This is a genomic window from Luteibacter rhizovicinus (assembly GCF_004342265.1).
Taxonomy (GTDB): Bacteria; Pseudomonadota; Gammaproteobacteria; order Xanthomonadales; family Rhodanobacteraceae; genus Luteibacter; species Luteibacter rhizovicinus_B.
The window spans coordinates 357,308-382,162 of sequence record NZ_SMCS01000001.1 but is presented as its reverse complement, the minus strand read 5'-3'; the positions used below and the strand labels follow the sequence as shown (position 1 = coordinate 382,162).

The 24,855-nt window shown below is 64.1% G+C and carries 18 protein-coding genes; 3 read left to right on the top strand and 15 right to left on the bottom strand.

Annotated features, from left to right (window positions below):
• Positions 1-32 precede the first annotated feature (32 nt).
• The 3 genes from EC912_RS01690 to EC912_RS01680 are packed head-to-tail and all read right to left on the bottom strand — an operon-like array spanning position 33 to position 3,030.
• Complete coding sequence (locus EC912_RS01690) at positions 33-524, bottom strand: hypothetical protein (RefSeq protein WP_132141413.1); 492 nt, start codon at positions 522-524, stop codon at positions 33-35.
• Complete coding sequence (gene kdsA / locus EC912_RS01685; protein WP_132141412.1) at positions 521-1,351, bottom strand: 3-deoxy-8-phosphooctulonate synthase; 831 nt, start codon at positions 1,349-1,351, stop codon at positions 521-523. Before kdsA ends, EC912_RS01690 begins: the two co-directional genes overlap by 4 nt.
• Positions 1,348-3,030 (bottom strand): CTP synthase, encoded by a 1,683-nt coding sequence (locus tag EC912_RS01680; RefSeq protein WP_132141411.1) that lies wholly within the window; start codon positions 3,028-3,030, stop codon positions 1,348-1,350. Before EC912_RS01680 ends, kdsA begins: the two co-directional genes overlap by 4 nt.
• Before the next feature lie 146 nt (positions 3,031-3,176).
• Between EC912_RS01680 and EC912_RS01675 the strand changes: the two genes are divergently transcribed.
• Together EC912_RS01675 and parE are read left to right on the top strand one after the other, a co-directional pair.
• Positions 3,177-4,976 (top strand): aminopeptidase P family protein, encoded by a 1,800-nt coding sequence (locus EC912_RS01675; RefSeq protein WP_132141410.1) that lies wholly within the window; start codon positions 3,177-3,179, stop codon positions 4,974-4,976.
• A gap of 108 nt (positions 4,977-5,084) precedes the next feature.
• A complete protein-coding gene (gene parE / locus EC912_RS01670) occupies positions 5,085-6,974 on the top strand; it encodes a DNA topoisomerase IV subunit B (protein ID WP_132141409.1) in 1,890 nt (629 codons plus the stop codon).
• A 684-nt stretch (positions 6,975-7,658) separates the two neighbouring features.
• Here the strand turns inward: parE and galU are convergent.
• The 8 genes from galU to cmk all read right to left on the bottom strand — a co-directional run bounded on the left by galU (position 7,659) and on the right by cmk (position 15,895).
• Complete coding sequence (gene galU / locus EC912_RS01665) at positions 7,659-8,534, bottom strand: UTP--glucose-1-phosphate uridylyltransferase GalU (RefSeq protein WP_132141408.1); 876 nt, start codon at positions 8,532-8,534, stop codon at positions 7,659-7,661.
• Entirely contained in the window at positions 8,531-10,429 is a 1,899-nt protein-coding gene (locus tag EC912_RS01660; RefSeq protein WP_132141407.1) for a polysaccharide biosynthesis protein, read from the bottom strand. Before EC912_RS01660 ends, galU begins: the two co-directional genes overlap by 4 nt.
• A complete protein-coding gene (locus EC912_RS01655; RefSeq protein ID WP_132141406.1) occupies positions 10,416-11,438 on the bottom strand; it encodes a glycosyl transferase family 4 in 1,023 nt (340 codons plus the stop codon). The genes EC912_RS01660 and EC912_RS01655 overlap by 14 nt, the downstream gene beginning before the upstream one ends.
• Positions 11,439-11,455: 17 nt before the next feature.
• Entirely contained in the window at positions 11,456-12,634 is a 1,179-nt protein-coding gene (lapB, locus tag EC912_RS01650) for a lipopolysaccharide assembly protein LapB (RefSeq protein WP_132141405.1), read from the bottom strand.
• Entirely contained in the window at positions 12,631-12,891 is a 261-nt protein-coding gene (locus EC912_RS01645; protein ID WP_132141404.1) for a lipopolysaccharide assembly protein LapA domain-containing protein, read from the bottom strand. Before EC912_RS01645 ends, lapB begins: the two co-directional genes overlap by 4 nt.
• A 119-nt stretch (positions 12,892-13,010) precedes the next feature.
• Positions 13,011-13,310: an integration host factor subunit beta gene (locus tag EC912_RS01640; protein WP_132141403.1), complete on the bottom strand. Its 300-nt coding sequence runs from the start codon at positions 13,308-13,310 to the stop codon at positions 13,011-13,013.
• A gap of 65 nt (positions 13,311-13,375) precedes the next feature.
• A complete protein-coding gene (gene rpsA / locus EC912_RS01635; protein ID WP_132141402.1) occupies positions 13,376-15,049 on the bottom strand; it encodes a 30S ribosomal protein S1 in 1,674 nt (557 codons plus the stop codon).
• 165 nt (positions 15,050-15,214) lie between these two features.
• Positions 15,215-15,895, bottom strand: coding sequence for a (d)CMP kinase (gene cmk / locus EC912_RS01630; RefSeq protein ID WP_132141401.1), 681 nt, complete (start codon positions 15,893-15,895; stop codon positions 15,215-15,217).
• A gap of 124 nt (positions 15,896-16,019) precedes the next feature.
• On the opposite strand from cmk, the gene EC912_RS01625 reads away from it, so the two are divergent.
• Positions 16,020-16,277: an acyl-CoA-binding protein gene (locus EC912_RS01625; RefSeq protein WP_132141400.1), complete on the top strand. Its 258-nt coding sequence runs from the start codon at positions 16,020-16,022 to the stop codon at positions 16,275-16,277.
• On the opposite strand, the gene treY is transcribed toward EC912_RS01625, so the two are convergent.
• The 4 genes from treY to glgX are packed head-to-tail and all read right to left on the bottom strand — an operon-like array spanning position 16,244 to position 24,851.
• The gene (gene treY / locus EC912_RS01620) at positions 16,244-18,907 is read right to left on the bottom strand and encodes a malto-oligosyltrehalose synthase (RefSeq protein WP_132141399.1); all 2,664 of its coding nucleotides are present in this window, start codon (positions 18,905-18,907) and stop codon (positions 16,244-16,246) included. The genes EC912_RS01625 and treY overlap by 34 nt on opposite strands.
• Positions 18,904-20,982 carry a 4-alpha-glucanotransferase gene (gene malQ, locus EC912_RS01615; RefSeq protein WP_207906743.1) on the bottom strand — a complete coding sequence of 693 codons (2,079 nt, stop codon included), beginning with the start codon at positions 20,980-20,982 and terminating at the stop codon, positions 18,904-18,906. The genes treY and malQ overlap by 4 nt, the downstream gene beginning before the upstream one ends.
• 3 nt (positions 20,983-20,985) lie before the next feature.
• A complete protein-coding gene (gene treZ / locus EC912_RS01610; protein ID WP_132141398.1) occupies positions 20,986-22,746 on the bottom strand; it encodes a malto-oligosyltrehalose trehalohydrolase in 1,761 nt (586 codons plus the stop codon).
• A complete protein-coding gene (gene glgX / locus EC912_RS01605) occupies positions 22,743-24,851 on the bottom strand; it encodes a glycogen debranching protein GlgX (RefSeq protein WP_132141397.1) in 2,109 nt (702 codons plus the stop codon). Before glgX ends, treZ begins: the two co-directional genes overlap by 4 nt.
• Positions 24,852-24,855: the final 4 nt, after the last annotated feature.

Sequence of the window (24,855 nt, the reverse complement as noted above, 5' to 3'; positions counted from 1 at the left end):
CCATAAGTTCAGGACACTCATCCGGCTGACCCTCAATGCGCGCCTTTTTCGAGCAGTTCGAGATATCGCGGCGTGGTCGTGCAGGCGCCCTGCGTGGCCATCGCCGTGAAATACCGCGCATAGCCCACGCGAACCGCGGTTTCGGTGCGTGTGCGACCGTCCTGATTGGCGTCCATCATCAGCGCCATCAGAGCCTGGGTGGTTTCGTTGGCCGCATCGGTTCCGTTTCCGCCGAGCGACTTGCGCCACGGCGATTCCGGATCGAGCAGCGCGAGCGCTTTCGTCTTCACCTCGGCACCCTTGCCATCCTTGACGAGACGACGGCCAAGTTCGCCGCCGTTGATGTTCTGCTTGCTCATGTAGCCGTCTTCGCAGGCGGCAACCTGGCGGTATTCGGCCATCAGCAGCTTCCATTCCTCGGACGTGAGGGGCGCATAGGGGTCGCGCGCCGGCGGCGCGGCGAATGCCTGCGCCGACAACAGCGCGGCGACGCCCAGCACCAGCAGGCGGGTGCCCGGCTTCATGCGTGATCCCTGAATCCGCGACGCTTCACAGCCTGGTCGAGCTCCATCAGCGTTTCGAGGAGTTCTTCCATCTGATCGAGCGGCCACGCATTCGGGCCGTCGCTGAGCGCCTTGGACGGGTCCGGATGCGTTTCGGCGAACAAACCCGACACACCGACCGCGACCGCGGCACGTGCGAGCACCGGCACGAATTCGCGCTGACCGCCCGAACTGGTGCCCTGCCCGCCCGGCAACTGCACCGAGTGGGTGGCATCGAATACGACCGGGCAGTTCGTCTCGCGCATGACCGCGAGCGAACGCATGTCGGAAACGAGATTGTTGTAACCGAAGCTGGCGCCACGCTCGCAGACGAGGATGTCGTTATTGCCGACGTCGAACGCCTTCTGCACGACGTTCTTCATGTCCCACGGGGCAAGGAACTGACCCTTCTTGATGTTCACCGGCTTGCCGGCACGTGCGACGTTCTGGATGAAATCGGTCTGGCGGCAGAGGAACGCCGGCGTCTGCAGCACGTCGACGACGGCGGCGACTTCGTTCATCGGCGTGTATTCGTGCACGTCGGTGATGACCGGCACACCGATCTGTTCCTTCACCGCCGCCAGCACCTTGAGGCCTTCTTCCAGACCCGGCCCCCGGAAGCTCGCGCCGGAGGAACGATTAGCCTTGTCGAAGCTCGACTTGAAGATGAAGTTCATACCGAGGCGATCGGTGATTTCCTTCAGCTTGCCGGCAACGTCCAGTTGCAATTGCATGGACTCGATGACGCAGGGACCGGCGATCAGGAACAGCGGCTGGTCCAGACCGACTTCGAAACCGCAAAGCTTCATGCAACCGACTCCTTCGAAAGGGTGGCGAGCTTGTCGCCGTCGCGAACCGCCTTGAACTCGCGCGCCGCGCGCACGAAGCCGATGAACAGCGGATGGCCGTCACGCGGCGTGGAGGTGAACTCCGGATGCGCCTGGCAACCCAGGAACCACGGATGGACCTGCTGCGGCAGTTCGACGATTTCCACCAGCAGATCGTCCATCGACTTGCCCGAGATGACGAGACCCAGGTCTTCGAACGTCTGGCGGTAGCGGTTGTTGAATTCGTAACGATGACGATGACGCTCGCGCACCACGTCCTCGCCATAAAGCTCGCGGGCAAGCGTGCCGGCCTTCAGGCGGCATTCCTGCGCGCCAAGGCGCATGGTGCCGCCAAGGTCCGAACGCTCGGTGCGCTGCTCGACATCGCCACCGGACGTCGTCCACTCGGTGATGAGCGCGATGACCGGATCGGGTGTGTTGCGATCGTTCTCGCTGGAATCGGCGGCGGGGAGGCCCGCCAGATTGCGCGCGAACTCGACCACGGCGGCATGCATGCCGTAGCAGATACCGAAGTACGGCACGCGGTTCTCGCGGGCGTACTGCGCAGCGAGCACCTTGCCTTCGAAACCGCGCTTGCCGAAGCCGCCCGGAACGAGGATGGCGTCGACATCGCCCAGCACCGCCGCCGCGCCACGCGCCTCGACGTCTTCGGAATCGACCCAGGTCAGGTTCACGCGCGCCGACTGCTTGATGCCGCCATGACGCAACGCTTCGCCGAGCGACTTATAAGCGTCCTTGTGTTCGACGTACTTGCCGACGATGGCGATGGTGACTTCGTCGTTCGGATGCTCGACGGCTTCGACCGTGCGCTCCCAGCCGGACAGGTCCGGCGCGGGCGCGGCGTCGAGGCCGAGGCGGCGAACGACCAGTTCGTCCAGGCCCTGCTCGTGCAGCCACATCGGCAGCTTGTAGATGACGTCGACGTCGATGGTGCTGATGACAGCCTGCTTCGGCACATTGGTGAACAGGGCGATCTTGTGGCGCTCGCCTTCCGGCAGCGGCTGTTCGCAGCGGCACAGCAGCACGTCGGGCTGGATACCGATGGAGCGCAGCTCCTTCACCGAATGCTGGGTCGGCTTGGTTTTGATCTCGCCGGCGGCCTTGATGTACGGCACCAGGGTGAGATGGATGAACATGCACTTCTCGGGGCCGTGCTCGATACGTAGCTGACGGATCGCCTCGAGGAAGGGCAGCGATTCGATATCGCCGACCGTGCCGCCGATTTCCACCAGCGCGACGTCGTAACCGCGCGTAGCCTCATGGATCGAGTGCTTGATCTCGTCGGTGATGTGCGGAATGACCTGCACGGTGGCGCCGAGGTAGTCGCCGCGGCGCTCCTTGCGGATCACCGATTCGTAGATCTTGCCGGCCGTGATCGAATTCTTGCCGGTCAGGCGCGTGCGCACGAAGCGCTCGTAGTGGCCCAGATCGAGATCGGTTTCGGCACCGTCGTCGGTAACGTAGACCTCGCCGTGCTGGAAAGGACTCATGGTGCCCGGATCCACATTGATATACGGATCGAGCTTCATCATGGTCACGGAAAGTCCGCGAGCCTCGAGAATGGACGCAAGCGACGCCGCTGCGATGCCTTTCCCGAGGGAAGACACCACACCGCCGGTGACGAAAATCAGGGGAGTCATGCGAGCAGCCAATGCTGGAAATCGGCATTTTAGCGGAGCGCGACCTCGCGGGCGAGTGCCCTGACTGAACGAATCGTTTCAATCGCGTGCAAAACCGGCAGAACATAGCTCTTCTGCCCCCGGCCGCACCGTCTTAACATGGGGGGATGACCAACCCAACCGTCCCCGCCCGTCTCGCCGCACTGCGCGAGGCCATGTCGCAGCACGGCGTCGCCGCCTGCATCGTTCCCACCGCCGACCCGCATCTCTCCGAGTATCTGCCGCCGCGCTGGCAGGCGCGGGAGTGGCTCTCCGGCTTCACCGGATCGGCCGGTACGCTGGTCGTCACCGCCGATGCCGCCGGGCTGTGGACCGATTCGCGCTATTTCGACCAGGCGGCACGCGAACTGGACGGGTCCGGCATTCCGCTGATGAAAATGCGCGTCCCGCACACGCCGGAGCACCTCGACTGGGTGCTGGAGCGCGTCGGAACGGGCGCCAGAGTGGCCATTGCCGGCGACAGCGTGTCCATCGCCTCGTCCGTGGCGCTGGGACGCCGGCTGGCGGAAGCGGGGTCCGAACTACTGACCGATCTGGATCTGCCCGGCCGGATATGGGCGGATCGCCCCGCCGTGCCGTCCGCGCCGGTTTTCGAACATGTCGCGCCCTACGCCGCCGTGTCGCGCGCGGAAAAACTCCGCCGGGTCCGCAAGGACATGAAGCGCGCCGGCGCCAACCGGCATTTTCTTTCCAGCCTGGACGACATCGCCTGGCTGACCAACCTGCGCGGCGCGGATGTCGACTACAACCCGGTCTTCCTCGCCCATCTGCTGTTGGATGAAGAACGCGGCACCCTGTTCACCGACCGCGCCAGGCTGGCACATGGCGTCGAGCAAGCGCTGGCCGCCGACGGCATCTCGGTAGCCGATTACGCCACGGCCGCGGCCGCCCTGGCCGCGCTTCCCGACGACGCGACGCTGCTTATCGATACGCAGCGCGTAGTACTGGCTATTTCGAGCGGTCTTCCGGCCTCCGTGAAGATCGTCCAGGGCGCCCATCCCTCAACGGCCCTGAAAGCACGCAAGACACCCGACGAACTTGACCACATCCGCGATGCGATGCGTCGCGACGGCGCCGCGCTGGTGCGCGCCTTCCGCCGCATCGAAACCGGCCTGGCCGCGGGCGAAGCGCTGACCGAACTCGATGTCGACACCTTCGTTCGCGAAGCCCGTTCCGTGCAGACCGGCTTCGTCGGCGAGAGCTTTTCGACCATCGCCGGTTACGAAGCCAACGGCGCGCTGCCGCACTACCGCGCGACGCCGGAACATCACACGGCACTGGCGGCGAAAGGCCTGCTGCTGGTCGATTCGGGCGGCCAGTATCTGGGCGGCACGACGGATATCACCCGTGTGCTGGCCCTGGGGCCGACCACCGACGACCAGCGCCGCGACTCGACGCTGGTCCTCAAAGGCATGATCCACCTCAGCCGCACACGCTTCCCCAAGGGGGCCAGCGGTCCGCAGCTCGATGCGCTGGCCCGCGCACCGCTCTGGGCGGCCGGCATGGACTTCGGCCACGGCACCGGCCACGGCGTCGGCTACTTCCTTAATGTGCACGAGGGTCCGCACGGCATTCGACCGCCCGTAGCGGGCGGTGCGCTGGTTCCGCTGGAGCCAGGCATGATCACCTCGATCGAACCGGGCCTGTACAAGCCCGGGCGTTACGGCATCCGTCACGAGAATCTCGCGGTGGTCACCGAAGCCGACAGTACCGAGTTCGGCGACTTCATGGCGTTCGAAACGCTGACCCTCTGCCCGTTCGACCGTCGCGGGCTGGAACCGCGCCTGCTGGAACCGTCGGAACGCGCATGGATGGACGATTACCACGCCACCGTGCGGGCCGCCCTGTCGCCTCTTCTGGAAGGCGCCGACCGCGAATGGCTGGAGTGGCACTGCGCGCCGCTATAGACGCGCGCTTCAGACCTGTCAGTCTCAGGGCATGACACCCGCCTCCGCTAACTTGACCTCCCCCGCCGTGCCGCCCATCCTGCACGGCTCCGAACGACCGCGAACCTCATGAATACTCGTTACAACGCTTCCGACATCGAAGTCCTCTCGGGCCTTGACCCCGTCAAGCGCCGGCCGGGCATGTACACCGACACCTCGCGGCCAAACCATCTCGCGCAGGAAGTCATCGACAACTCGGTCGACGAAGCCCTGGCGGGGCATGCAAAAATCATCGAAGTCACGGTATTCGTGGACGGCTCGGTCGAAGTCATCGACGACGGCCGCGGCATGCCGGTCGACATCCATCCCGAAGAAGGCGTGCCGGGCGTCGAGCTGATCCTCACGCGCCTGCATGCCGGCGGCAAATTCAATAACAGCAACTACGCATTCTCCGGCGGCCTGCACGGCGTGGGTGTGTCGGTGGTCAATGCGCTTTCGACGCGCGTCGACGTCACCATTCGTCGCGACGCGCAGGAATACCGCATGTCGTTCGCCAACGGCGACCGCATCAGCGACCTGGACGTCATCGGCACGGTACCAAAGCGCCGCACCGGCACGACGCTGCGCTTCTGGCCCGACCCGAAATACTTCGACACGCCGAAGATCCTGGTCTCCAAGCTCAAGCACCTGCTGCGCGCGAAAGCCGTGCTGTGCGCCGGACTCACCGTGCGCCTGCTCGACGAAGCAACCGGCGAGACCACCGAATGGCTCTACGAAGACGGCCTGTCCGATTACCTGCGCGGCGCGCTGGAAGGTGCCGAGTCCTTGCCGCCCGATTTGTTCGTGAAACACTTCGCGCGCGAAACCGACGCGGTCAGCGTCGCGCTCGCATGGTTGCCCGAAGGCGAACTCGTCCAGGAAAGCTACGTCAACCTCATTCCCACCGCACAGGGCGGCACGCACGTGAACGGCCTGCGCTCCGGCCTGACCAATGCCATCCGCGAATTCTGCGATCTGCGCAGCCTGCTGCCCCGCGGCGTGAAACTGGCGCCGGAAGACGTGTGGGAACGGCTGGCATTCGTGCTCAGCGTAAAGCTGCAGGACGCGCAGTTCGCCGGCCAGACGAAAGAACGACTGTCCTCGCGCAACGCCGCCGGCGTGGTCGAGAACATCGTGCACGACGCCTTCAGCCTGTGGCTCAATCACCACGTCGAACTCGGCGAGCGCATCGCGCAGCTCGCCATCGAACGCGCATCCGCACGCCTGAAAGCCGCCAAGCAGGTCATCCGCAAAAAAATCACGCAAGGCCCCGCCCTGCCCGGCAAGCTGGCCGACTGCGCATCGACCGACCTCGCGCGCACCGAACTCTTCCTCGTCGAGGGCGACTCCGCCGGCGGCTCCGCCAAACAGGCACGCGACAAAGACTTCCAGGCCATCCTTCCGCTGCGCGGCAAGATCCTCAACACATGGGAAGTAGAGTCCGGCGCGGTCCTCGCCTCGCAGGAAGTCCACGACCTCGCCGTCGCCATCGGCTGCGATCCCGGCAAGGACGATCTCAGCGGATTGCGTTACGGCAAAGTCGTCATCCTCGCCGACGCCGACTCCGACGGCCTGCACATCGCCACTCTGCTCTCCGCGCTGTTCCTGCGTCATTTCCCGTCGCTGGTTCGCGAAGGCCATGTCTTCGTCGCCATGCCGCCGCTGTTCCGCGTCGACGTGGGCAAGCAGGTGTTCTACTGCCTCGACGACGAAGAAAAGCGCCTGATGCTCGACAAAGTGGAGCGCGAAAAAATGAAGGGCGCGGTCAGCGTCACCCGCTTCAAGGGTCTGGGCGAAATGAATCCCGCCCAGCTACGCGAATCCACCATCCATCCCGACACGCGCCGCCTCGTGCAGCTCACCGTCGAAGCCGACGATGGCACGACGAAGCTCATGGATATGTTGCTCGCGAAAAAGCGCGCAAGCGATCGCAAGCAGTGGCTCGAAGAAAAGGGCGACCTCGCGACACTCGAGGTCTGAGCTTTTTTACTCTTTTGTAGGGACGCTTTCGAGCGCGGTCCCTACGGAGAGCAGAGCTTGTCGTTTCCGTGGTGAGGTAGTCATCGCAACGTGTGACGGTGAGGCCCCGGCTTCCTTCCGGTTGGTGGGAAAATCCTGGGGGTACGAGCCGTCTGCGTGCGTGATGCCGACGATCGCCTCACGACGCCCTCTTCCTCACCGTCACCCCGGCGTACGCCGGGGTCCGCAGCGACCACGTGGGGGCAAGACCCGTTCGCTGAGGTTTTCGCTTGAATGCAGTCAGCGCCCTCGCGACAACCGACCACCTCGCCGCGGATTCCGGCGTGCGCCGGAATGACGGTGAGGGGTGAGGGGAACTGAGGGGCCGTCAGCGGTTCGCTTTGCTCGTCACACCCATTGCCTCACCGCTCGGCGGAACCAGCCGGCCCCCTCGCCGGGCCCGGTAGGAGGGCGAGGGTGGACTGGCGGAAAAGGCCCCGCAGGGGGGGGGAAGGGGCAGGACGCCCCTTCCTCGGTGCGCGGGCAGGAAGCCCGCTCACCGAGCCCCGCCAGTCCACCCGCGTCGCGCAGCGACCGCCCGACGTGGGCACGGCGAGGGGGCCGGCTGGTTCCACCCAACGACGCCCCGAATTACGACGCTCTTCCAGCGAAAGCTGGTCAAACACGGCGCAAAAGCGCAACCAATCAAACGTGCTTAGAAGCAAACTCCCGAACAACAGAAGCCAGCTTCGGATCCTGCATAGCCATATGCATCGTGGCGCGAACCAGCCCGACCTTATTACCGCAATCGAACCGCTCACCCTCGAAACGATACGCCAGCACCTTGCCCTGATCCTTCAACAAATTCTCGATAGCGTCGGTCAACTGAATCTCGCCACCGGCACCTGCCTTCGTCTCGCTCAGGTAACGAAAAATGTTACCCGGTAAAACATACCGTCCGACCACGGCAAGATTCGACGGCGCATCGGCGGGCTTCGGCTTCTCCACCATATGTTTGATGCGCGCGGCGCGATCGGAAATCGGAGACGCATCGACGATGCCGTACTTGTCGGTATCTTCGTGTGGCACTTCCTCTACGGCGATCACGCCGGCGTCCTCTGCCTGGGCAAGCTCGGCCATCTGGCGCAGTGCGCCCTTACCCTTATTCCAGATCAGATCGTCCGGAAGAATCACGCCAAACGGTTCGTCGCCAACCACCGGCGCAGCGCAAAGTACCGCATGGCCCAGGCCGAACGCTTCCGGCTGGGTGACGAAAACGCAGCGCACGTGACGCGGAAGAATGCCTCTCAGAATGCCGAGGAGTTCTTCCTTGTTTTTCTCCGCCAACTTCGCTTCCAGCTCGTAAGCCTTGTCGAAGTAATCGGCGATCGCATGCTTGTAACGATTCGTGACGAACACCAGCGTATCGGCGCCGGCATCCACCGCTTCGTCGACCGCATACTGAATCAGCGGGCGATCCAGCACCGGTAGCATTTCCTTGGCCACAACCTTAGTCGCGGGAAGAAAACGCGTACCGAGGCCGGCAACGGGGAATACCACCTTGCGCAGCGGTTGGGTCATGCTTTATCTCCATTTTCGTTTCGTCGGAGCGGCACCACGTTGTCCGTCTGCGCCTCCGTCCAGCGGAACGATGGCAGCAGTTGGGATACGCAGCGACGCAGGGCGTCTTCGTCGAATACGGCCGCGGCCTCTTCGGCACGGGCCAGCTGGACCTGCAACAGGTCCCACGACACCTGACGGTGCTGGGCCTGGAAAATCTTCGCGTGCGTCGTGCTGGTGTAATTTTCCAGCGGGTGAAACAGTTCCTCGAACAGCTTCTCGCCCGAACGCAGTCCCGTGTAGACAATCTGGATATCCGAACCGGGACGCTTGCCCGCGAGACGGATCATCTGCTCGGCGAGGTCGCGGATTTTCACCGGATCGCCCATGTCCAACGCGAATATCTCGCCGCCCCGACCGAGACTGGCTGCCTGCAGGATGAGCTGGCAGGCTTCCGGGATGGTCATGAAGTAACGCGAAATTTCGGGATGCGTAATGGTGACCGGCCCACCGGCGCGGATCTGTTCGCGGAACAGCGGCACGACGGAGCCCGCCGAGTCGAGCACGTTACCGAACCGGACGGTGATGAATCGCGTGGACGTGTGTGCGGCGAGGTTCTGGCACCAGATTTCGGCCATGCGCTTGCAGGCGCCCATCACGCTCGTCGGATTCACGGCCTTGTCGGTCGAAATGAGGACGAACGATTCCACGCCATAACGCACCGCCGCGCCGGCCACCACGCGGGTGCCGATCACGTTATTGCGGAACGCTTCGCGCAACTGGCCCTGGAGCATCGGCACGTGTTTGTACGCGGATGCATGGAACACGATCTGAGGCTGCACTTCCTCGAACACGCGCTGGACCGCGACGGGATCACGCGCATCGGCAAGCACGCCGTTGAATACCATTTCCGGATAGGCGGAGGTCAGTTCCTGGCCGATACGGTAGAGGTTGTATTCGGACAGTTCCACGACAGTCAGCGATTGCGCGCCAAGGCGCGCCACCTGACGGCATAGCTCGGAACCGATGGAGCCGCCGCCGCCCGTGACGAGGACGCGACGGCCGCTGAGATTTTCGCGAATGGCCGTCCAGTCGAGTTCCACCGCATCGCGACCGAGGAGGTCCTCGATGGCGACTTCCTTGATCTCGTTGAACTGCGCGCGCCCGGCAACGACATCCTCCAGGCGGGGAACGGTGCGGAACGGCAAGGCCGTGCTTTCGCAGATCGAAACGATCCGACGCATCTGTGCCGTCGTGGCGCCGGGTACGGCGATCAGCAGCATCTGCACGGCAACCGCGCGGGCAAGCTCGGGGAGTTGCTCGATGTTGCCAAGTACGGGAATACCGTTGATCTGCGCACCGCGCAAGGCGGGATTGTCGTCGACGAAACCGATGACGCTGTAACGGCTGTCGCGCCGCAGGTCGCGCGACAGGGCTTCGCCGGCCCTGTCGGCACCGACGACCAACACTCGCTTGGTCGGCGCCGACTGGAACAGATCGACGCGGCTGTCTTTCCAGAACCGGTAACTGAGGCGCGGGGCGCCCAGCAATATCGCGAGCACCACCGGATACACCAGCAACACGGAGCGCGGCACGCCATCGAGGCGTGCGTACATGACCATCGCCAGTCCGATGATCAGGGCACCGATGATGGTGGCCCGTAGAATATTCCAGAGGTCGGGCAGGCTCGCGAAGCGCCACACCCCCTTGTACAGACCGGTCCAGTTGAACACCGCGCCCTGCACGAGCAGCACGATCGGGAATTCCATGGGCAGGTAGGAGACCGGCGCGATATCCGGCATCAGCGCGTAGCGCATGGCCTTGGCGATCCACCATGCCAGTGCCGCCATCGCAAGATCGTGCGCTACGACCGCTGTCCGGGGATGGATGATGCCTATGATTTTACGGAGAAACATGACGAATCCTTCGATGCAAGCACCATTGCTTGCCGCCACGCCAGACGACCGTTGCCAGCAGGTACGTCGCCACGCAGAGTGCGGGCGCCGCCCCAGGCCAGCGGGACGCTATCCATGCGACAGGTACACAAACGAGAACATTCCACGCGAAATAGACCCTGGCGACCCTCGCATGCGAGGCGCCCTGTCTGACTAACCACTGGTATAGATGCTCCCTATGGGGAGTGTACCAGCGGCTACCTCGAAGCATGCGCACGAGAAGCGTCAAGGTTGCGTCGATAACAAAGGCTGAACTAAGGATCAGCGCGGGCCAGAGAAGTTCCGTTCTCCACGCCCAGAGCAAGCCTGTCAGGACGAATACGAAGAAACCCAGCGTGCCGCTACCCACGTCGCCCATGAATATCCGGGCGGGCGAACGATTGAACCACCAGAACCCCGTCGCGGCGGCGGCCAGCGCGATGCCCGCGCCAGCGATACCCGGCGCGCCGGCAAACCAGCCCAGAACGGCCATTCCCGCACTGGCGAACATGGACTGCTGCGCGGCGAGCCCGTCGATGCCGTCCATGAAGTTATGCAGATTGATCGACCAGACCCCGGCGAGCAGGAGCGGCAGCGCCCATAGCAGGCTGGACGTCCCTACGGCCAACACCAGGGCAAACGCCAGCGTGGCGGCCAACTGAATGGCGAGGCGCGGCCGGATCGGTAGGGAGCCATGATCGTCCAGCCAGCCAATGGCGGCGACCGCGATCGTCGCGACGGCGAAGGTCGCCACGGTCATTCCCTCCTGGAATGGAGGCAGCAACAGCAAGGCCGCCGACATACCTACCAGCGAGCCCACCACGATACCGATGCCGCCGCCGCGAGGCGTCGGCATCGTGTGCGAACGGCGGCGACCGGGCGCATCGAGCATGCCCTTGCGATGCGCATAGCCGATAGCCATCCGCACGGTCGCGAACGACAGAACGAACGCCACGATGGCGCAGGTGGCAATGACACTCCCCGGCGACATTCCCCCGATGCCCGGCGTCATTCGTTCGCGACGCCGTGAATGGGACGAACGGTTCCCCAGCCTTTGCAGCTTGGGCACTGCCAGTGATGGGCCTTGGCGCCGAAGCCGCAGCGGCTGCACCGGTACATCGCCTGCCCTTCCAGCAGCTTGCGGGTCAGGTCGCGAAGGATCAGGTAGTTCTCGCGCGCTTCGCCGGACACCTTGTCCATCGTCGCGTCGATCAATGCCATCAGGCCGCGTACGGAAGGCCGTTTGCGCAACTGACCGGTAAGGAAGTCGATGGCCGTCCGTTCGCCATCGCGCCCTTCATAAAGACGGGTGAGCGCAAGCACTGGCGATATGCCGTGGTAACGCTCCATGATTTCGCGCAGGAAGCGCTCGGCGCGTTCCATTTGCTGCGAGCGTGCATAGCAATTCAGCAGCGGCGGAAGGATTTCGGGAACGAAGGCGATGTCGGCGGCGATAGCTGCTTCGTATGCATCGACGCCCAACCCGACTTCGCCTTCCTCCGCGTACAACCGCCCCATGAGCATGTGCGCGCGTACGCAGTCGCGCTGGCAGATGAAAGCTTCGCGCAGATACTCGCGCGCTTCGGTACGTGCACCGTGCTGACGGGACTGCTCGGCCAGCTCGCAATAGAACTGCGCGATCATCGCCGACTCGTCTTCGCCGGTCATCGCTTCCATGCGGCGCGCGTGGTCGATGGCTTTGTGCCATTCCCGTTCGTGCTGGTAAATCGCGATCAGGTGCCGCAGCGCCGACGGCGCGAGCGCGTCCATCGCCACCAGGTCGGAAAAGAGCGTTTCGGCGCGATCGAGCAAACCGGCGCGCATATAGTCTTCGCCGAGCTCGAGCAACGCGACGGTTTTCATCTCGTCGGAAAGCCCCGGCCGGGAGACCAGGTGCTGGTGCAAACGGATCGCGCGATCGACTTCGCCTCGCTTACGAAACAGGTTGCCCAGCGCGAGATGGGTTTCGACCGTGTCGCGGTTGTACTCCGCCAGACGCACGAAAACTTCCAGCGCCTTGTCCTGCTCTTCGTTGAGCAGATAGTTCAGGCCGCGGAAATAGTCCGACGACAGTTCGTTGACCCGATCACCCGAGCGTTTGACATGGGTACGTTTTGCCGCCCACCAGCCACTGGCGAATGCCAGGGGCGGGATCAGGGCGAGCAGCCACAGCCAGAGGGAATTCATGCGGTAGGCGCGATCGCAGCCTTGCTTTCGATGCGTTCGCGACGGCGACGGCGCCGATGGGCGAACGAAGTCCCCAGCCAGGCGGTCAGACCGCCGAGCAGCCAGCCGACCAGCACGGCCGCCAGTACCGCGGCGCCCTTGGGCACGGAAGCATGGGCAAAACCGAGGTCGTAGGACACGAGGTCGGCGTTCAACGCCCCGAACACGATGCCGGCGGCGATGAATACCAGAAGGACGATGAGGGCAAGAAGACGCATCGGCCGACTTTAACCGATTCAAACGGGAGGCTGTAGGACCTGGTTAGCGATTCGTACAGGTTCAGCCCCGGGAAACGGTGCAGGAGCGCTCCGGATTGCGGGCAAAAAAAAACGCTGCGTTATTCCGCAGCGTTCGTCTCGGCCAGGTTTACGCGTTCGCGTAATTCCTTGCCCGGTTTGAAATGAGGCACGTGCTTGCCCGGCAAGGCAACCGCTTCGCCGGTCTTGGGGTTTCGGCCCATGCGTGGCGGACGGAAGTGCAGCGCGAAGCTGCCGAATCCGCGAATCTCGATGCGCTCACCTGTGGACAGGGCGTGGCTCATTTGCTCGAGCACGCTCTTGACCGCAAGTTCCACATCACTGAACGCAAGGTGGGTCTGGCGCCGCGCCAGCGCCTCGATCAGTTCCGATTTGGTCATGGGTCCCCTGACTTCCTGACGCTAAAGGAAACGAGGGGCGGATAGCCGCCCCTCGTCCGACTGCCTTAGTCGGCCTTGTTCATCTGCTCTTTCAGGAGAGCACCGAGCTTCGTGGTACCACCGGCGGCAGACTGGTAGTCGGCCATGGTGTCCGTAAGCTCTTCCTCGTCCTTCGCGCGGATCGACAGCTGGAGCTGACGGCCCTTGCGATCCATGCCGGTGAACTTGGCTTCGACCGCATCGCCAACCTTCAGGTGCTGCGTGGCATCTTCCACGCGTTCCTTGGCGATGTCGTTGGCGCGGATATAGCCTTCGACGCCTTCGCCCAGGTCGATGATCGCACCCTTCGCGTCGACTTCCTTCACGGTGCCGTTCAGAACGGTGCCGCGCGGATTCGTGGCCATGAACTGACCGAACGGATCCTGCTCCATCTGCTTGATGCCGAGGGAGATGCGCTCGCGCTCCGGATCGACCGCCAGGACCACGGCTTCGACTTCGTCGCCCTTCTTGAAGTTGCGAACGAGGTCTTCACCCGAAACCTGCCACGAGATGTCGGACAGGTGGACGAGACCGTCGATGCCGCCTTCCAGACCGATGAAGATACCGAAATCGGTGATCGACTTGATCTGGCCGGAAACCTTGTCGCCCTTCTTGTGCATGGCGGCGAAAGCTTCCCACGGGTTCGAACGGGTCTGCTTGATACCCAGCGAGATGCGGCGACGCTCCTCGTCCACGTCCAGAACCATGACCTCGGTCTCGTCACCGACCTGAACCACCTTGGCCGGGTTGACGTTCTTGTTGGTCCAGTCCATTTCGGAAACGTGCACCAGACCTTCGACGCCCGGCTCGATCTCAACGAAGCAACCGTAATCGGTGACGTTGGAGACCTTGCCGAACAGACGGCTGCCGACCGGGTAGCGGCGCGCGATGGCGACCCACGGGTCGTCGCCGAGCTGCTTGAGGCCGAGCGAAACGCGGTTGCGCTCGCGGTCGTACTTCAGCACGCGGACGTCCAGCTCGTCGCCGACGTTGACGACTTCGGACGGGTGACGCACGCGCTTCCACGCCATGTCGGTGATGTGCAGCAGACCATCGATACCGCCGAGGTCCACGAACGCGCCGTAATCGGTCAGGTTCTTGACGACACCCTTGACGACCGCGCCTTCGGTCAGACGCTCGAGCAGCTTCTCGCGCTCTTCCGAGAACTCGGTCTCGACAACGGCGCGACGGCTGACGACCACGTTGTTACGCTTGCGGTCGAGCTTGATGATCTTGAACTCGAGGTCCTTGCCTTCCAGATAAACCGGATCGCGGACCGGACGGACGTCGACCAGCGAGCCCGGCAGGAATGCGCGGACGTCCTTGATGTCGACAGTGAAACCGCCCTTGACCTTGCCGGAGATCTTGCCGGTGATGGTCTCTTCCTTGTCGAACGCCTGCTCGAGGTCGTCCCACACCATCGAACGCTTGGCCTTCTCGCGGGAGAGCTTGGTCTCGCCGAAGCCGTCTTCCAGGGCGTCAAGAGCAACCTTGACCTCATCGCCCACTTCTACTTCCAGGGCGCCCGACTCGTCCTTGAACTGCTCAATGGGGACGATGCCTTCGCTCTTCAGGCCGGCGTTGATCACCACCACGTCGTTGCGGATTTCCACAACGATACCGGTGACGATGGAGCCGGGCTTCAGCTTGGAAATAGCCTGCTGGCTCTGTTCAAACAGTTCGGCAAAACTTTCAGTCATGTTGATTCCAGGGTTATGAAAGGTCGGACCCGTCGGCGCCAGACATCATTGCTGTGCGCACGTACGAAGCGACCCACCGGTTGTGGGTGTCTCGGAAAGGATCTTCCTCGGCACCGTTGCCTAAATGCCCGCGCTTCAGCGCGGACGGGAATGCCGGATGCCCCCTTACGGGTGCAGCACGGCGAATACTTTCTCTACTACAGCCTCGATCGGCATGCCCGTCGTATCGATCAGGACAGCCCCCTCGGCAGGCTTCAGCGGGGCGACCGGGCGCGACGCGTCTCGCTCGTCGCGTGCCTCGATCTCTCGCAGCAGGCCTGCAAGTGTAACGCTCAGACCCTTATCCTTCAACTGCTTATAGCGCCTTTTCGCACGTTCGGACGCGCTGGCCGTCAGGAATACCTTATGGGCGGCATCGGGGAAAATCACCGTCCCCATGTCCCGCCCGTCCGCCACCAGACCCGGGGCCTTCCGGAACCCGTGCTGCAGGTCCACCAGGGCCTGGCGCACCGACGGGATCGCGGCGATGGCCGAAGCCGCGGCGCCGGCCGTCTCGGTACGCAGCTCGTCCGTGGCGTCGTGACCGTTGACCAGAACGTGGGTTTCGCCCCCGTCCGGGCTGGCGACGAAGCGAATTTTCGTCGTCTGGGCGCAGCGGGTGACGGCGTCGACGTCCGAGAGATCGATGCCCTCGGCGCCGGCGGCATAGCCCACGGCCCGGTAAAGCGCACCCGAATCGAGCAGGCGCCACCCCAGCTTGTCGGCGACGAGGCGGCTGATGGTTCCCTTGCCCGAGCCCGACGGTCCGTCGATAGTTAAGACCGGAACGATTGCCGGATGGGCCATGGGATTTCCTCGCGCCTGAAACCGCCATGATATCGCGTTGCAGCACGGCCCTGCCCATTGGACGTCGATGTCGGGCGCATGCTACAAGCCCCATCCCGTAGACCCATCCGAGCGCCCTCCTCACATGGCCGATCTCCAGAGCCAGTTCGAACAGGCCGCCCGGGATGCATCCGGGCTGCGGAAGCGGCCGGACAACGACACCATGCTCCAGCTCTACGCCCTCTTCAAACAGGGCTCGGAGGGCGACCTCAAAGGTAAACAGCCGGGATTCTTCGATTTCGTCGGCACCGCCAAGTACGAAGCCTGGGGCAAGCTCAAGGGCACACCTCGCGACGACGCCATGAACCGCTATGTCGCACTGGTCCGTTCGCTGCTCGACTGACGGCGTTTTCCCGGTTTACCCGCTTCCCAGACCGCTACGGGCAGCCCATCGAGGAGGTCCGCCACGCTGGCGACCCCTTCCCGTATCGTGGTCGAACCGCCTCCGAGCAGGCTCCTGTACTCGCCATCGGCCAGTCCGAGGCGCGTCCCGCTCCAGCGCTCCGCCGGAATCGCGGGCGTAGCCGCTCCGCCGAGCCAGACAGCCGTATGCCGCGCCACCAGCACCACGATGCGATGGCTGCCGTGGTGCCGCTCGAAGGCCACCAGCCGGTCGGCGGCCGCTCCGTCCACCGCCAGCGGCCGGTAGCCCCCTCGGGCGAACAGGACCGGATGCCCGGCACGCAATTGCAGCAGCCGGTGCAGGATCGATTGTTTCAGCGGGCCGGCACGCCAGGACGCCAATTCCTCGTTCACGGGCCGGGCGGCGACCAGCGAGGCGCGCCGGGCGGCAAAATCCACCGGGCGCCGGTTATCGGGGTCGACCAGACTGAAATCCCAGTAGTCGGTGCCCTGATACAGGTCGGGCACGCCTGGTGTAGTCAGTCTCAGCACCATCTGCGAAAGGCCATTGGCCGCGCCGGCGCATGCGACGAAGTCCACGAACGCGGCGATGTCCCGGCCAAAGCCGTCGCCTCCGGTCAGCAGATCGCGCATGAACGCCTCGCAGGCGTCCTCGTAGGGTTCGTTCGGCGACGTCCAGCGCGTCCAGCGTTTCGCCTCCCGCAGTGCCTTGCGCTGCCAGCCGGCGATCCGGTCGGCAAACGCCGCCATCCCGGCGGCATCGTCAGGACGCAGATCGAGCGGCCATGCGCCGACCAGCATCTGATAGAGCATCAGTTCGTCGGGTGCGGCTGGCGCCATGCGCCCCTCGGCCTTGCGGCGCAGCTCCGAGTGGTGCGTGCGCCATCGCTCGACCGTAGCGATCCACAGGTCGGGAATTTCGGACAGCACGGCCAGCCGGGCCCGCAGGTCCTCGCCACGCTTGTGGTCGTGCGTTGCCGTGGCGAGTAGATTGTCCGGGTGGTGGCGTGCCCGCGCACGGGCATGCGCATGGAAGTCGTCCACGGAGATCGCCAGACGTGCCGCGTCCGCGCCGACTTCGTTGCGCGACAGCAACCGTCCATAGCGATACCCGGCCGTGTCCTCTACCGCCTTCGCGGCGACCGGTGACGTCGCTTGCTGAAAGACCGCGATGGCCCGCTCGCGCGCACGCCTGGCCGCACCGGGTGGCATCGAACGCGGCGCCTGTCCGCCCAGCCACACACCCACCTGATGGAGCAGTTCCGCATCCTCCAGACGAAGCGTCCGCGCGGCGCCCTCGATGGCACGACCGAAAACGGCTTCGTCGAAATCGTCCCTGCCCGCGCCGCCCGCATACGTGCGATAGACGGGGAAATGAACCAGCAATTCGATAAGCACCCGGCGAATGGCCGGCAATGACACGTCCCGCGTGGCAACGTCCGCGCGCGCCGATGCGAACAGCGCGCGTGCCGTCCGATCCAGTTCGGATTCGAAACTGTCCACCAGAATCTGTCGACGCGCACTCACGGCCTGCGTCGCGAAGTCGGCGCGATCCCCGGTCGTGTTTCGCCAGAGTTCCGTCAGCGGTGCTTCGCCCGATTCGTCGTGCAGCACGGCCGACACCTGATCCATGAATTCGTAGCCGGTCGTGCCATCCGTGCGCCAATCCACCCGCAGCGGTTCGTCGTCCGCAAGAATTTTTTCGACGACGAGATACGCCGCATCGCGCGGTGCGCCTTCGGGACGCTGGTCGCGCAAACGTTCCAGCCGGTGCCGTAGCTGCCTGCAATACCTTCTGGGATCGGCGAGGCCGTCGACATGATCGCAGCGCACGCCATCGATCAGTCCTTGCGCGTAAAGACGAAAAATCAGCGAATGCGTGTCTTCGAACACAGCCGTTCGCTCGACGCGCAGACCCGCCAGTTCATTGATATCGAAAAAACGCCGGTAGTTGACGATGTCGCTGGCGAGCTTCCAGAAGGCGAGCCGGTAGTGCTGGCTCTCGATCAACCGATGCAAGCGCGCCCTGCCCCCGGACGTCGCCGCGTCGTAATCGCCGAGCGCATGACCTTCGAGCCCTGTGCACGACTCGGGCGACAACGGCAGCCGTTGATCGTAAACGCGCAGCATGAACTGCGTATCCTCGCGCACCAGCGCCAGGTCGGCGGCCGCAAGCGCCTCGTGGTAGGGCGCGCCGAGGATGGGTAGCAGTACACGTCCGCGCACAAGGGGATCGGCAGCCTGCCAGTCGATGTCGAAGTAGCTGGCGTAGCGGCTCTCCCGGCCATGGGCCAGCACGTCCATCCACCATGCGTTCCCGGCACCGATACCCATGTGGTTCGGCACGATGTCGACGATGAGTCCCATACCACGCCCACGCAGTTTCGCGACCAGCGCGCGCAGCCCGGATTCACCGCCCAGTTCGGGATTGATCTGGTGGCAATCGACGACATCGTAGCCATGCGTCGATCCGGCGCGCGCACGCAGGATCGGCGATGCGTAGAGATGACTGATGCCGAGATCGGCGTAGTAATCGACCGTACCCAGCGCATCCTCGAACGTGAATCCGGAATGGAACTGTAAGCGCGCCAACGCGCGCGGCGGACTCACGAACGCGTCCGCGCCGCCGCGATGGCAACGCACGTGGCGTGCGCGATCGGTCCATCGAAGAGGCGCGACGACGAATCGGGCATACGCCTGCGCCAGTTCGGATGGACGGCGTCGGTCGGACCCGGCAGGTTCGGTTGCTCGTGCAGACCCAGCACATCCTCGATCGGAAAGATCGTCAGGGGCGACGGCGTACCCGCGACATGCTTCGCCGCGGCCACCACTACGGGAGAGATATCGTCGGGCGCCGGCGGCGCATTTTCATCCCATGCGGCGCCCGACGCACATAGCGCTCGCCACAACAGATCGCGATCGCGCGCGCGTTCCGCCATCTCGTCGATGGCGGGATTGTCCAGCCCCGTCAGCTTGCGCCACGCCACGTCCTTGCCACTCCACCAGCCCGCGACGGTGGGAACGTCGTGCGTACTGGTGGTCGCCATGGCCTTTGGCGACCATTCCGACGGAGCGATGAATCCGCCGTCCGCCGCGCGCTCGAACCAGAGCACGCGAATGCCAAGCACACCCGCGTCGCCGATGGTCTGACGAAAATCCGAAGGCACCGTACCGAGATCCTCGCCGATGACGATGGCCCGATGCAGATGCGATTCCAGCGCAATCAGCCGCAGCATGTCGGTCAGCGGATAGCGCACATACGCACCTTCGGTCGCACCGGCGCCATGCGGCACCATCCACAGGCGCTTCAGTCCCAGCACGTGATCGATACGCACACCGCCCGCATGGGCCAGCGCCGCACGCAACATGCCGATGAAGCCAGCGAAGCCTGTCGCGAGCAAGCCGCGCGGCGAGAACGTCGTCAGTCCCCAGTCCTGTCCCAGGCGATTGAGCGCGTCGGGAGGAGCGCCGACCGAAAGACCTTTGAGTACTTCGCGCTGATGACTCCAGGCGTGACTGCCACCACTGTCCGCACCGACGGCCAGGTCCGCGACCAGGCCGATGGCCATGCCCGCATCGCGCGCTGCTTGTTGCACGGAGTCGAGCCCCTGCGCGGCGAGCCACTGCAGATAGGCGTGAAACGCGACCTCGCGGGAATGTTCGCGCGCAAACGCCGCGACGTCCGGCGATGTCGGATCGTGGAATTCGCTGGGCCATCCCTGCCAGCCGCCCGGACGGCCATGCGCGCTGAAGTGCGAATGCAACGCTTCGAAGCGAGCGTGACGTTCCAGCGATTCGCCTTTCTCGCGGCGAAACGCCATGAAACGCTCCGCATGCGCGAAATCCACCGACACCCCTTCGAACAGCGAGCGCAGGATCGTCATGCGCGCCCTGGCCGCACGCGGCCAGTCGATCAGTTCCAGCCATTCCAGTTCGGCCAGTTCCTGCCTGAGGTTATGCGTATCGATCACGGCACGCATCATCTGTTCGCCGTTGACCGTCGACGCATCGACATACAACGCGTTGAGGAACAGACGGCTCGATGGCGAATATGGGCTATAGCGTTCGGGAGCGGCGGCGAACATCGCGTGCAGCGGACTGATCGCCAGCGCATCCGCTCCCTTCTCCGCCGCCGCCCGCGCGCATTGTTCCAGTGCCGAAAAGTCGCCGATGCCGCCGTCGCCCGGACGACGCAGCGCCGCCATCTGCACGGCCACGCCCCAGGGACGATCCGCACCGCGAACGTCCTCGACACCGAATGCACGGCTCGGCGCAACGGCAAGCGCAACGTCCTCGTCGCCCAGTTGCAGCCGGTAATAACCCGGTACCAGGAGCGCGTCGATCGATGTCGCGCCTGTCGGCAGTTCCCCCTCGATCAGGGTCGTGCCGATGTCGGTAGTCACACGATAACGGCGACCGCGTCCGGCGGCAGGCACATTCAGCGGTTTACCCGCCTCTGCCGTAATCAACGCGGGCATCTGCTTGCCTTCGCGTTCACGCTCGACGCGATCGAGGCTCGCGTCGATGTCGCCGCTGGAATCGGCAGGGAGATCCAGTGCCCGCAGCACGGCGCGCAACGTGTCGGGGCGAACAACCTGCGCCTGGTCGTGCGCGTCCCGCCAGCGTACGTCGACGCCCGCGAGTTCCGCGAGCCGGGCGAGACGATCATCGATAGACGCATTCACAACTTAAGACTCCACACAGGCAAGAGTGTGACGGGAAGGCAGAAGACCGCGCGATACCGCCGCGATAGAGGCCGCGTCGCCATGAATCCACGCAGCCGATGCCGATGGTGGCGCTTTCAGAGTGACGTCCACGTCGCCGAGGTTCGCGAAGATCGTCAACACCTTCGTTCCCAGTTTCCAGCTTGCGCGGAATGCGTGGTCTCCAAGCGTGCGCGCACCCGTCGAACGCGCATCGTCTATCCATGGCGCAATATGTCGCGCCCGCAGAGCAAGCAGTTCGCGCACCAGCGCGAGTCGCCGCTGACAGACCGGATCGCTGGCCTCGACCATGTCGGGACGTGACGCATCGAATGTCGATGGGGCAGCCGGATCGGGCATCCCCGCACCGGAAAAACTCGCGAATGCCGCGAATTCCTTGCGACGTCCCTCGCGCACCGCGTCGCGAAGCGCCGGATCGCCAAAGTCGGCGAAGAACAGGAACGGCGTGCGACTGCCCCATTCCTCGCCCATGAACATCAGCGGGACAAAGGGCGCAAGCAACAGGAGCGCTGTGGCAGCGACAAGTACCGCCTCGTCGACCAGCGTCGTCAGCCGGTCGCCCAATGCGCGATTGCCGATCTGATCGTGGTTCTGCAGGAAACTCACGAAACGCGCCGGCATCTTGTCCGCGCTGTATTCGCCCCGATGCTTGCCGCCCATGATTTCGCCCTGCCAGGCGAAGCCTTCGGTAAGCACGCGTTCGAGCTTTGGCAAGGGGTCCTGATAGTGCGCGTAGTAGCCTTCCGATTCGCCGGTGATCAACACATGCAGCGCATTGTGGAAATCGTCGTTCCACTGCGCATCGAAACGCTCGCGTCCAAGCAGGTGAGCCTGATTGGACTCGTTCTCCAGCACCAGATGGATATGGCGGCCGGGCCCGGTCACCGCACGTACGCGGCTGGCCAGCGACGCCAGCCAGCCGGGATTGCCGATGGCGTGCACAGCATCCAGACGCAGGCCGTCGATACGAAACTCCTGTACCCAGTACAGCGCGTTATGAACGAAATAGTCGCCCACTTGCGGCACCGACACGGCAATCGCGGGGCCCCACGGCGTATGCGGCTTGTCCTGGAAGAATGGCGATGCATACGCGCCGAGGTAATTTCCTTCCGGCCCGAAATGGTTGTAGACGACGTCGAGAAACACCATCAGTCCGAAGCCGTGCGCATCGTCGACAAGCCGTTTCAGATCGTCCGGGCTACCGTAAGCCGTCGCCGGTGCGAAGGGAAGGACGCCGTCGTACCCCCAGTTGCGCTCTCCCGGGAACTCCGCGATGGGCATCAGTTCGATGGCGGTAAACCCGAGTTCGGCCAGGCGCGGCAAAGCCGCGCGTACGCCGTCGAAACCGCCCATCAGTCCGGCGTGGACTTCGTAGATCACCGCTTCGCGCCATGGCCTGCCCTTCCAGTCGCCATGCCGCCACGCGTACTCGGTCGGCTCGGTAATCACGCTATAGCCGTGCACGTCGCCGTCTTTCTGCAGACGCGAGGCAGGATCGGGAACCGTCAAACCGTCTTTCACACGAAAGCGGTAGCCCGTGCCCACCGGCGCATCCAGCACGCCTTCGAACCATCCATCGGTCAGCGCATGCATGGCCGAAGCCGCACCCGCATCGGTTTCCACGAAGACGGTATCCACATCCGGCGCCCACAGCCTGAATCGTGCGCGTCCGCGTCCGAGCGGGCGCACTCCATAAGGCATCGCATGGGCGAACCGTGTCGTCATGTGTTTTCCGTGCGCACCGCCGCTGCGAGCAGAACCACGCTGCGCCCCTGCACCTCGATCGACGGCTCGGTATATGCGGTTTCCGAAGCGGTGGGTTCGGCACTGTTGCAGCGCAGCCTCCACGGCAACGAAGGCTGCGGAAGATTGAACGCATGCGCTTCGGGCGTCGCGTTGATCAATACCAGCGTGACGTCGACGCGGCGTTCGCCATACGCCTGTGCCCGGCGCAATCCCAGCAGACGCCCTTCCGTATAGTCCCAGGTGGCCTGCGTCATCTCCGCGCCGCTTTCGTCGAACCAGGCCACCTCCTTGATACCGGGCGCGACTTCCTTATCGCCTCGGAGGAAGTGCGCAGCGCGCAGCGTGGGATGCTGTTCGCGCAGGCGGATAAGCCGCGCGACGAAGTCGGTAAGTTCGCGTCCACGGTCGGAGGTCGCCGTCTTCCAGTCGTACCAGGAAATCTCGTTATCCTGGCAGTACGCATTGTTATTGCCGTTCTGCGTGCGACCGAACTCGTCGCCGCCCAGCAGCATGGGCGTGCCATGCGAGAAGAACATCGTGGCCAGCATCGAGCGCTTCGTACGGTCGCGCGCCGTCTGGATGGCCGGATCGTCGGTCGGTCCCTCGACGCCCTGGTTGTAACTCTCGTTATCGTTACCGCCGTCGCGGTTGTCCTCGCCGTTGGCTTCGTTGTGCTTGTCGTTGTAGCTGACCAGATCTTCCAGCGTGAAGCCATCGTGCGCAGTGACGAAGTTCACGGAGGCCCAGGGCTTGCGGCGCTGGTGATCGAACAGGTCTCCCGACGCCTGCAACCGGCCGGCCAGCACCCCGCGCATGCCCGCATCGCCCTTCCAGAAGCGGCGCACGTCGTCGCGGAACTTGCCGTTCCACTCGGCGAATCCCGGCGGATGATTGCCTAACTGGTATCCCCCCGGGCCGATGTCCCAGGGCTCGGAAATCAGCTTCACCCCCGCAAGGACCGGATCCTGACGCATCGCGTCGAACAGGCCGCAGCAAGGATCGAAGCCGTGTTCCTCCCGGCCCAGGCTCACGCCGAGGTCGAAGCGGAAGCCATCGATATGGAACGTCGTCACCCAGTAGCGGAGCGAGTCCATGACCAGCTGGATCACGCGGGGATGCGCCGTATTGACCGTGTTTCCCGTGCCGGTGTCGTTGATGCAATAACGGGGATTGTCGGCCAGAAGCCGGTAGTAGCTCTTGTTGTCCAGACCACGGAAAGACATCGTCGTCCCGAGTTCGCTGCCCTCGCAGGTATGGTTGTAAACCACATCGAGGATCACCTCGATCCCCGCCGCATGCAGCGCCTGCACGGCCGCCCGTATCTCGTTGAGTGTGCCTTCGGACAGATAACTCGGCTCGGGCGCGAAGAAGGCCAGCGTGTTGTAGCCCCAGTAGTTGCGCAGCTTCATCTCGGTCAGGCGGCGGTCCTGCACGAACGCGTGCACGGGCAGCAGCTCGACAGCGGTAATGCCCAGCTTCACCAGATAGTCGATGACGTAGGGATCGGCCAGCGCGAGAAACGTTCCGCGTTCATGCGGGCGGATGCGTTTGAGCGTACGCGTCAGTCCGCGTACGTGGGTCTCGTAAACGACCGTTTCGTTCCACGGCGTGTGCGGACGGTTATTGACCGTCCAGTGCATGGGCTCGTCGACGACGACCGCCTTGGGCATCGCCATCGCGCTATCGCGACGGTCGAAAGAAAGATCGGCGCGGGACGACGAAACACGGTAGCCATGCAGCGCATCGGACCATCGAACCTGACCGTGCAGTAGCCGCGCATACGGATCGAGCAACAACTTGTTCGGATTGAAGCGGTGCCCTTCCTCCGGCTCGTACGGTCCGTGAGCACGGAAACCGTAGAGCGTGCCGCCACGAACGCGCGGAAGGTAGCCATGCCAGATCTCGTCGGTACATTCGGGCAGATCGTAACGGGCGATCTCCCGGCGACCGGACGGATCGAAAAGGCATAGCTCGATGCGTTCGGCATGCGCAGAGAACACCGCGAAATTCGTGCCCATACCATCGCACGACGCGCCCAGTGGATAGGGTGAGCCGGATTGCATGCGTTCGGGAAGTGCGGGCATCGAT

Excerpts from the sequence above, each read along its gene's own strand:
- EC912_RS01690 (WP_132141413.1), bottom strand. The coding sequence starts at position 524 with ATGAAGCCGGGCACCCGCCTGCTGGTGCTGGGCGTCGCCGCGCTGTTG.
- kdsA (WP_132141412.1), bottom strand. The coding sequence starts at position 1,351 with ATGAAGCTTTGCGGTTTCGAAGTCGGTCTGGACCAGCCGCTGTTCCTG.
- EC912_RS01680 (WP_132141411.1), bottom strand. The coding sequence starts at position 3,030 with ATGACTCCCCTGATTTTCGTCACCGGCGGTGTGGTGTCTTCCCTCGGG.
- EC912_RS01675 (WP_132141410.1), top strand. The coding sequence starts at position 3,177 with ATGACCAACCCAACCGTCCCCGCCCGTCTCGCCGCACTGCGCGAGGCC.
- parE (WP_132141409.1), top strand. The coding sequence starts at position 5,085 with ATGAATACTCGTTACAACGCTTCCGACATCGAAGTCCTCTCGGGCCTT.
- galU (WP_132141408.1), bottom strand. The coding sequence starts at position 8,534 with ATGACCCAACCGCTGCGCAAGGTGGTATTCCCCGTTGCCGGCCTCGGT.
- EC912_RS01660 (WP_132141407.1), bottom strand. The coding sequence starts at position 10,429 with ATGTTTCTCCGTAAAATCATAGGCATCATCCATCCCCGGACAGCGGTC.
- EC912_RS01655 (WP_132141406.1), bottom strand. The coding sequence starts at position 11,438 with ATGTCGCCGGGGAGTGTCATTGCCACCTGCGCCATCGTGGCGTTCGTT.
- lapB (WP_132141405.1), bottom strand. The coding sequence starts at position 12,634 with ATGAATTCCCTCTGGCTGTGGCTGCTCGCCCTGATCCCGCCCCTGGCA.
- EC912_RS01645 (WP_132141404.1), bottom strand. The coding sequence starts at position 12,891 with ATGCGTCTTCTTGCCCTCATCGTCCTTCTGGTATTCATCGCCGCCGGC.
- EC912_RS01640 (WP_132141403.1), bottom strand. The coding sequence starts at position 13,310 with ATGACCAAATCGGAACTGATCGAGGCGCTGGCGCGGCGCCAGACCCAC.
- rpsA (WP_132141402.1), bottom strand. The coding sequence starts at position 15,049 with ATGACTGAAAGTTTTGCCGAACTGTTTGAACAGAGCCAGCAGGCTATT.
- cmk (WP_132141401.1), bottom strand. The coding sequence starts at position 15,895 with ATGGCCCATCCGGCAATCGTTCCGGTCTTAACTATCGACGGACCGTCG.
- EC912_RS01625 (WP_132141400.1), top strand. The coding sequence starts at position 16,020 with ATGGCCGATCTCCAGAGCCAGTTCGAACAGGCCGCCCGGGATGCATCC.
- treZ (WP_132141398.1), bottom strand. The coding sequence starts at position 22,746 with ATGACGACACGGTTCGCCCATGCGATGCCTTATGGAGTGCGCCCGCTC.
- glgX (WP_132141397.1), bottom strand. The coding sequence starts at position 24,851 with ATGCCCGCACTTCCCGAACGCATGCAATCCGGCTCACCCTATCCACTG.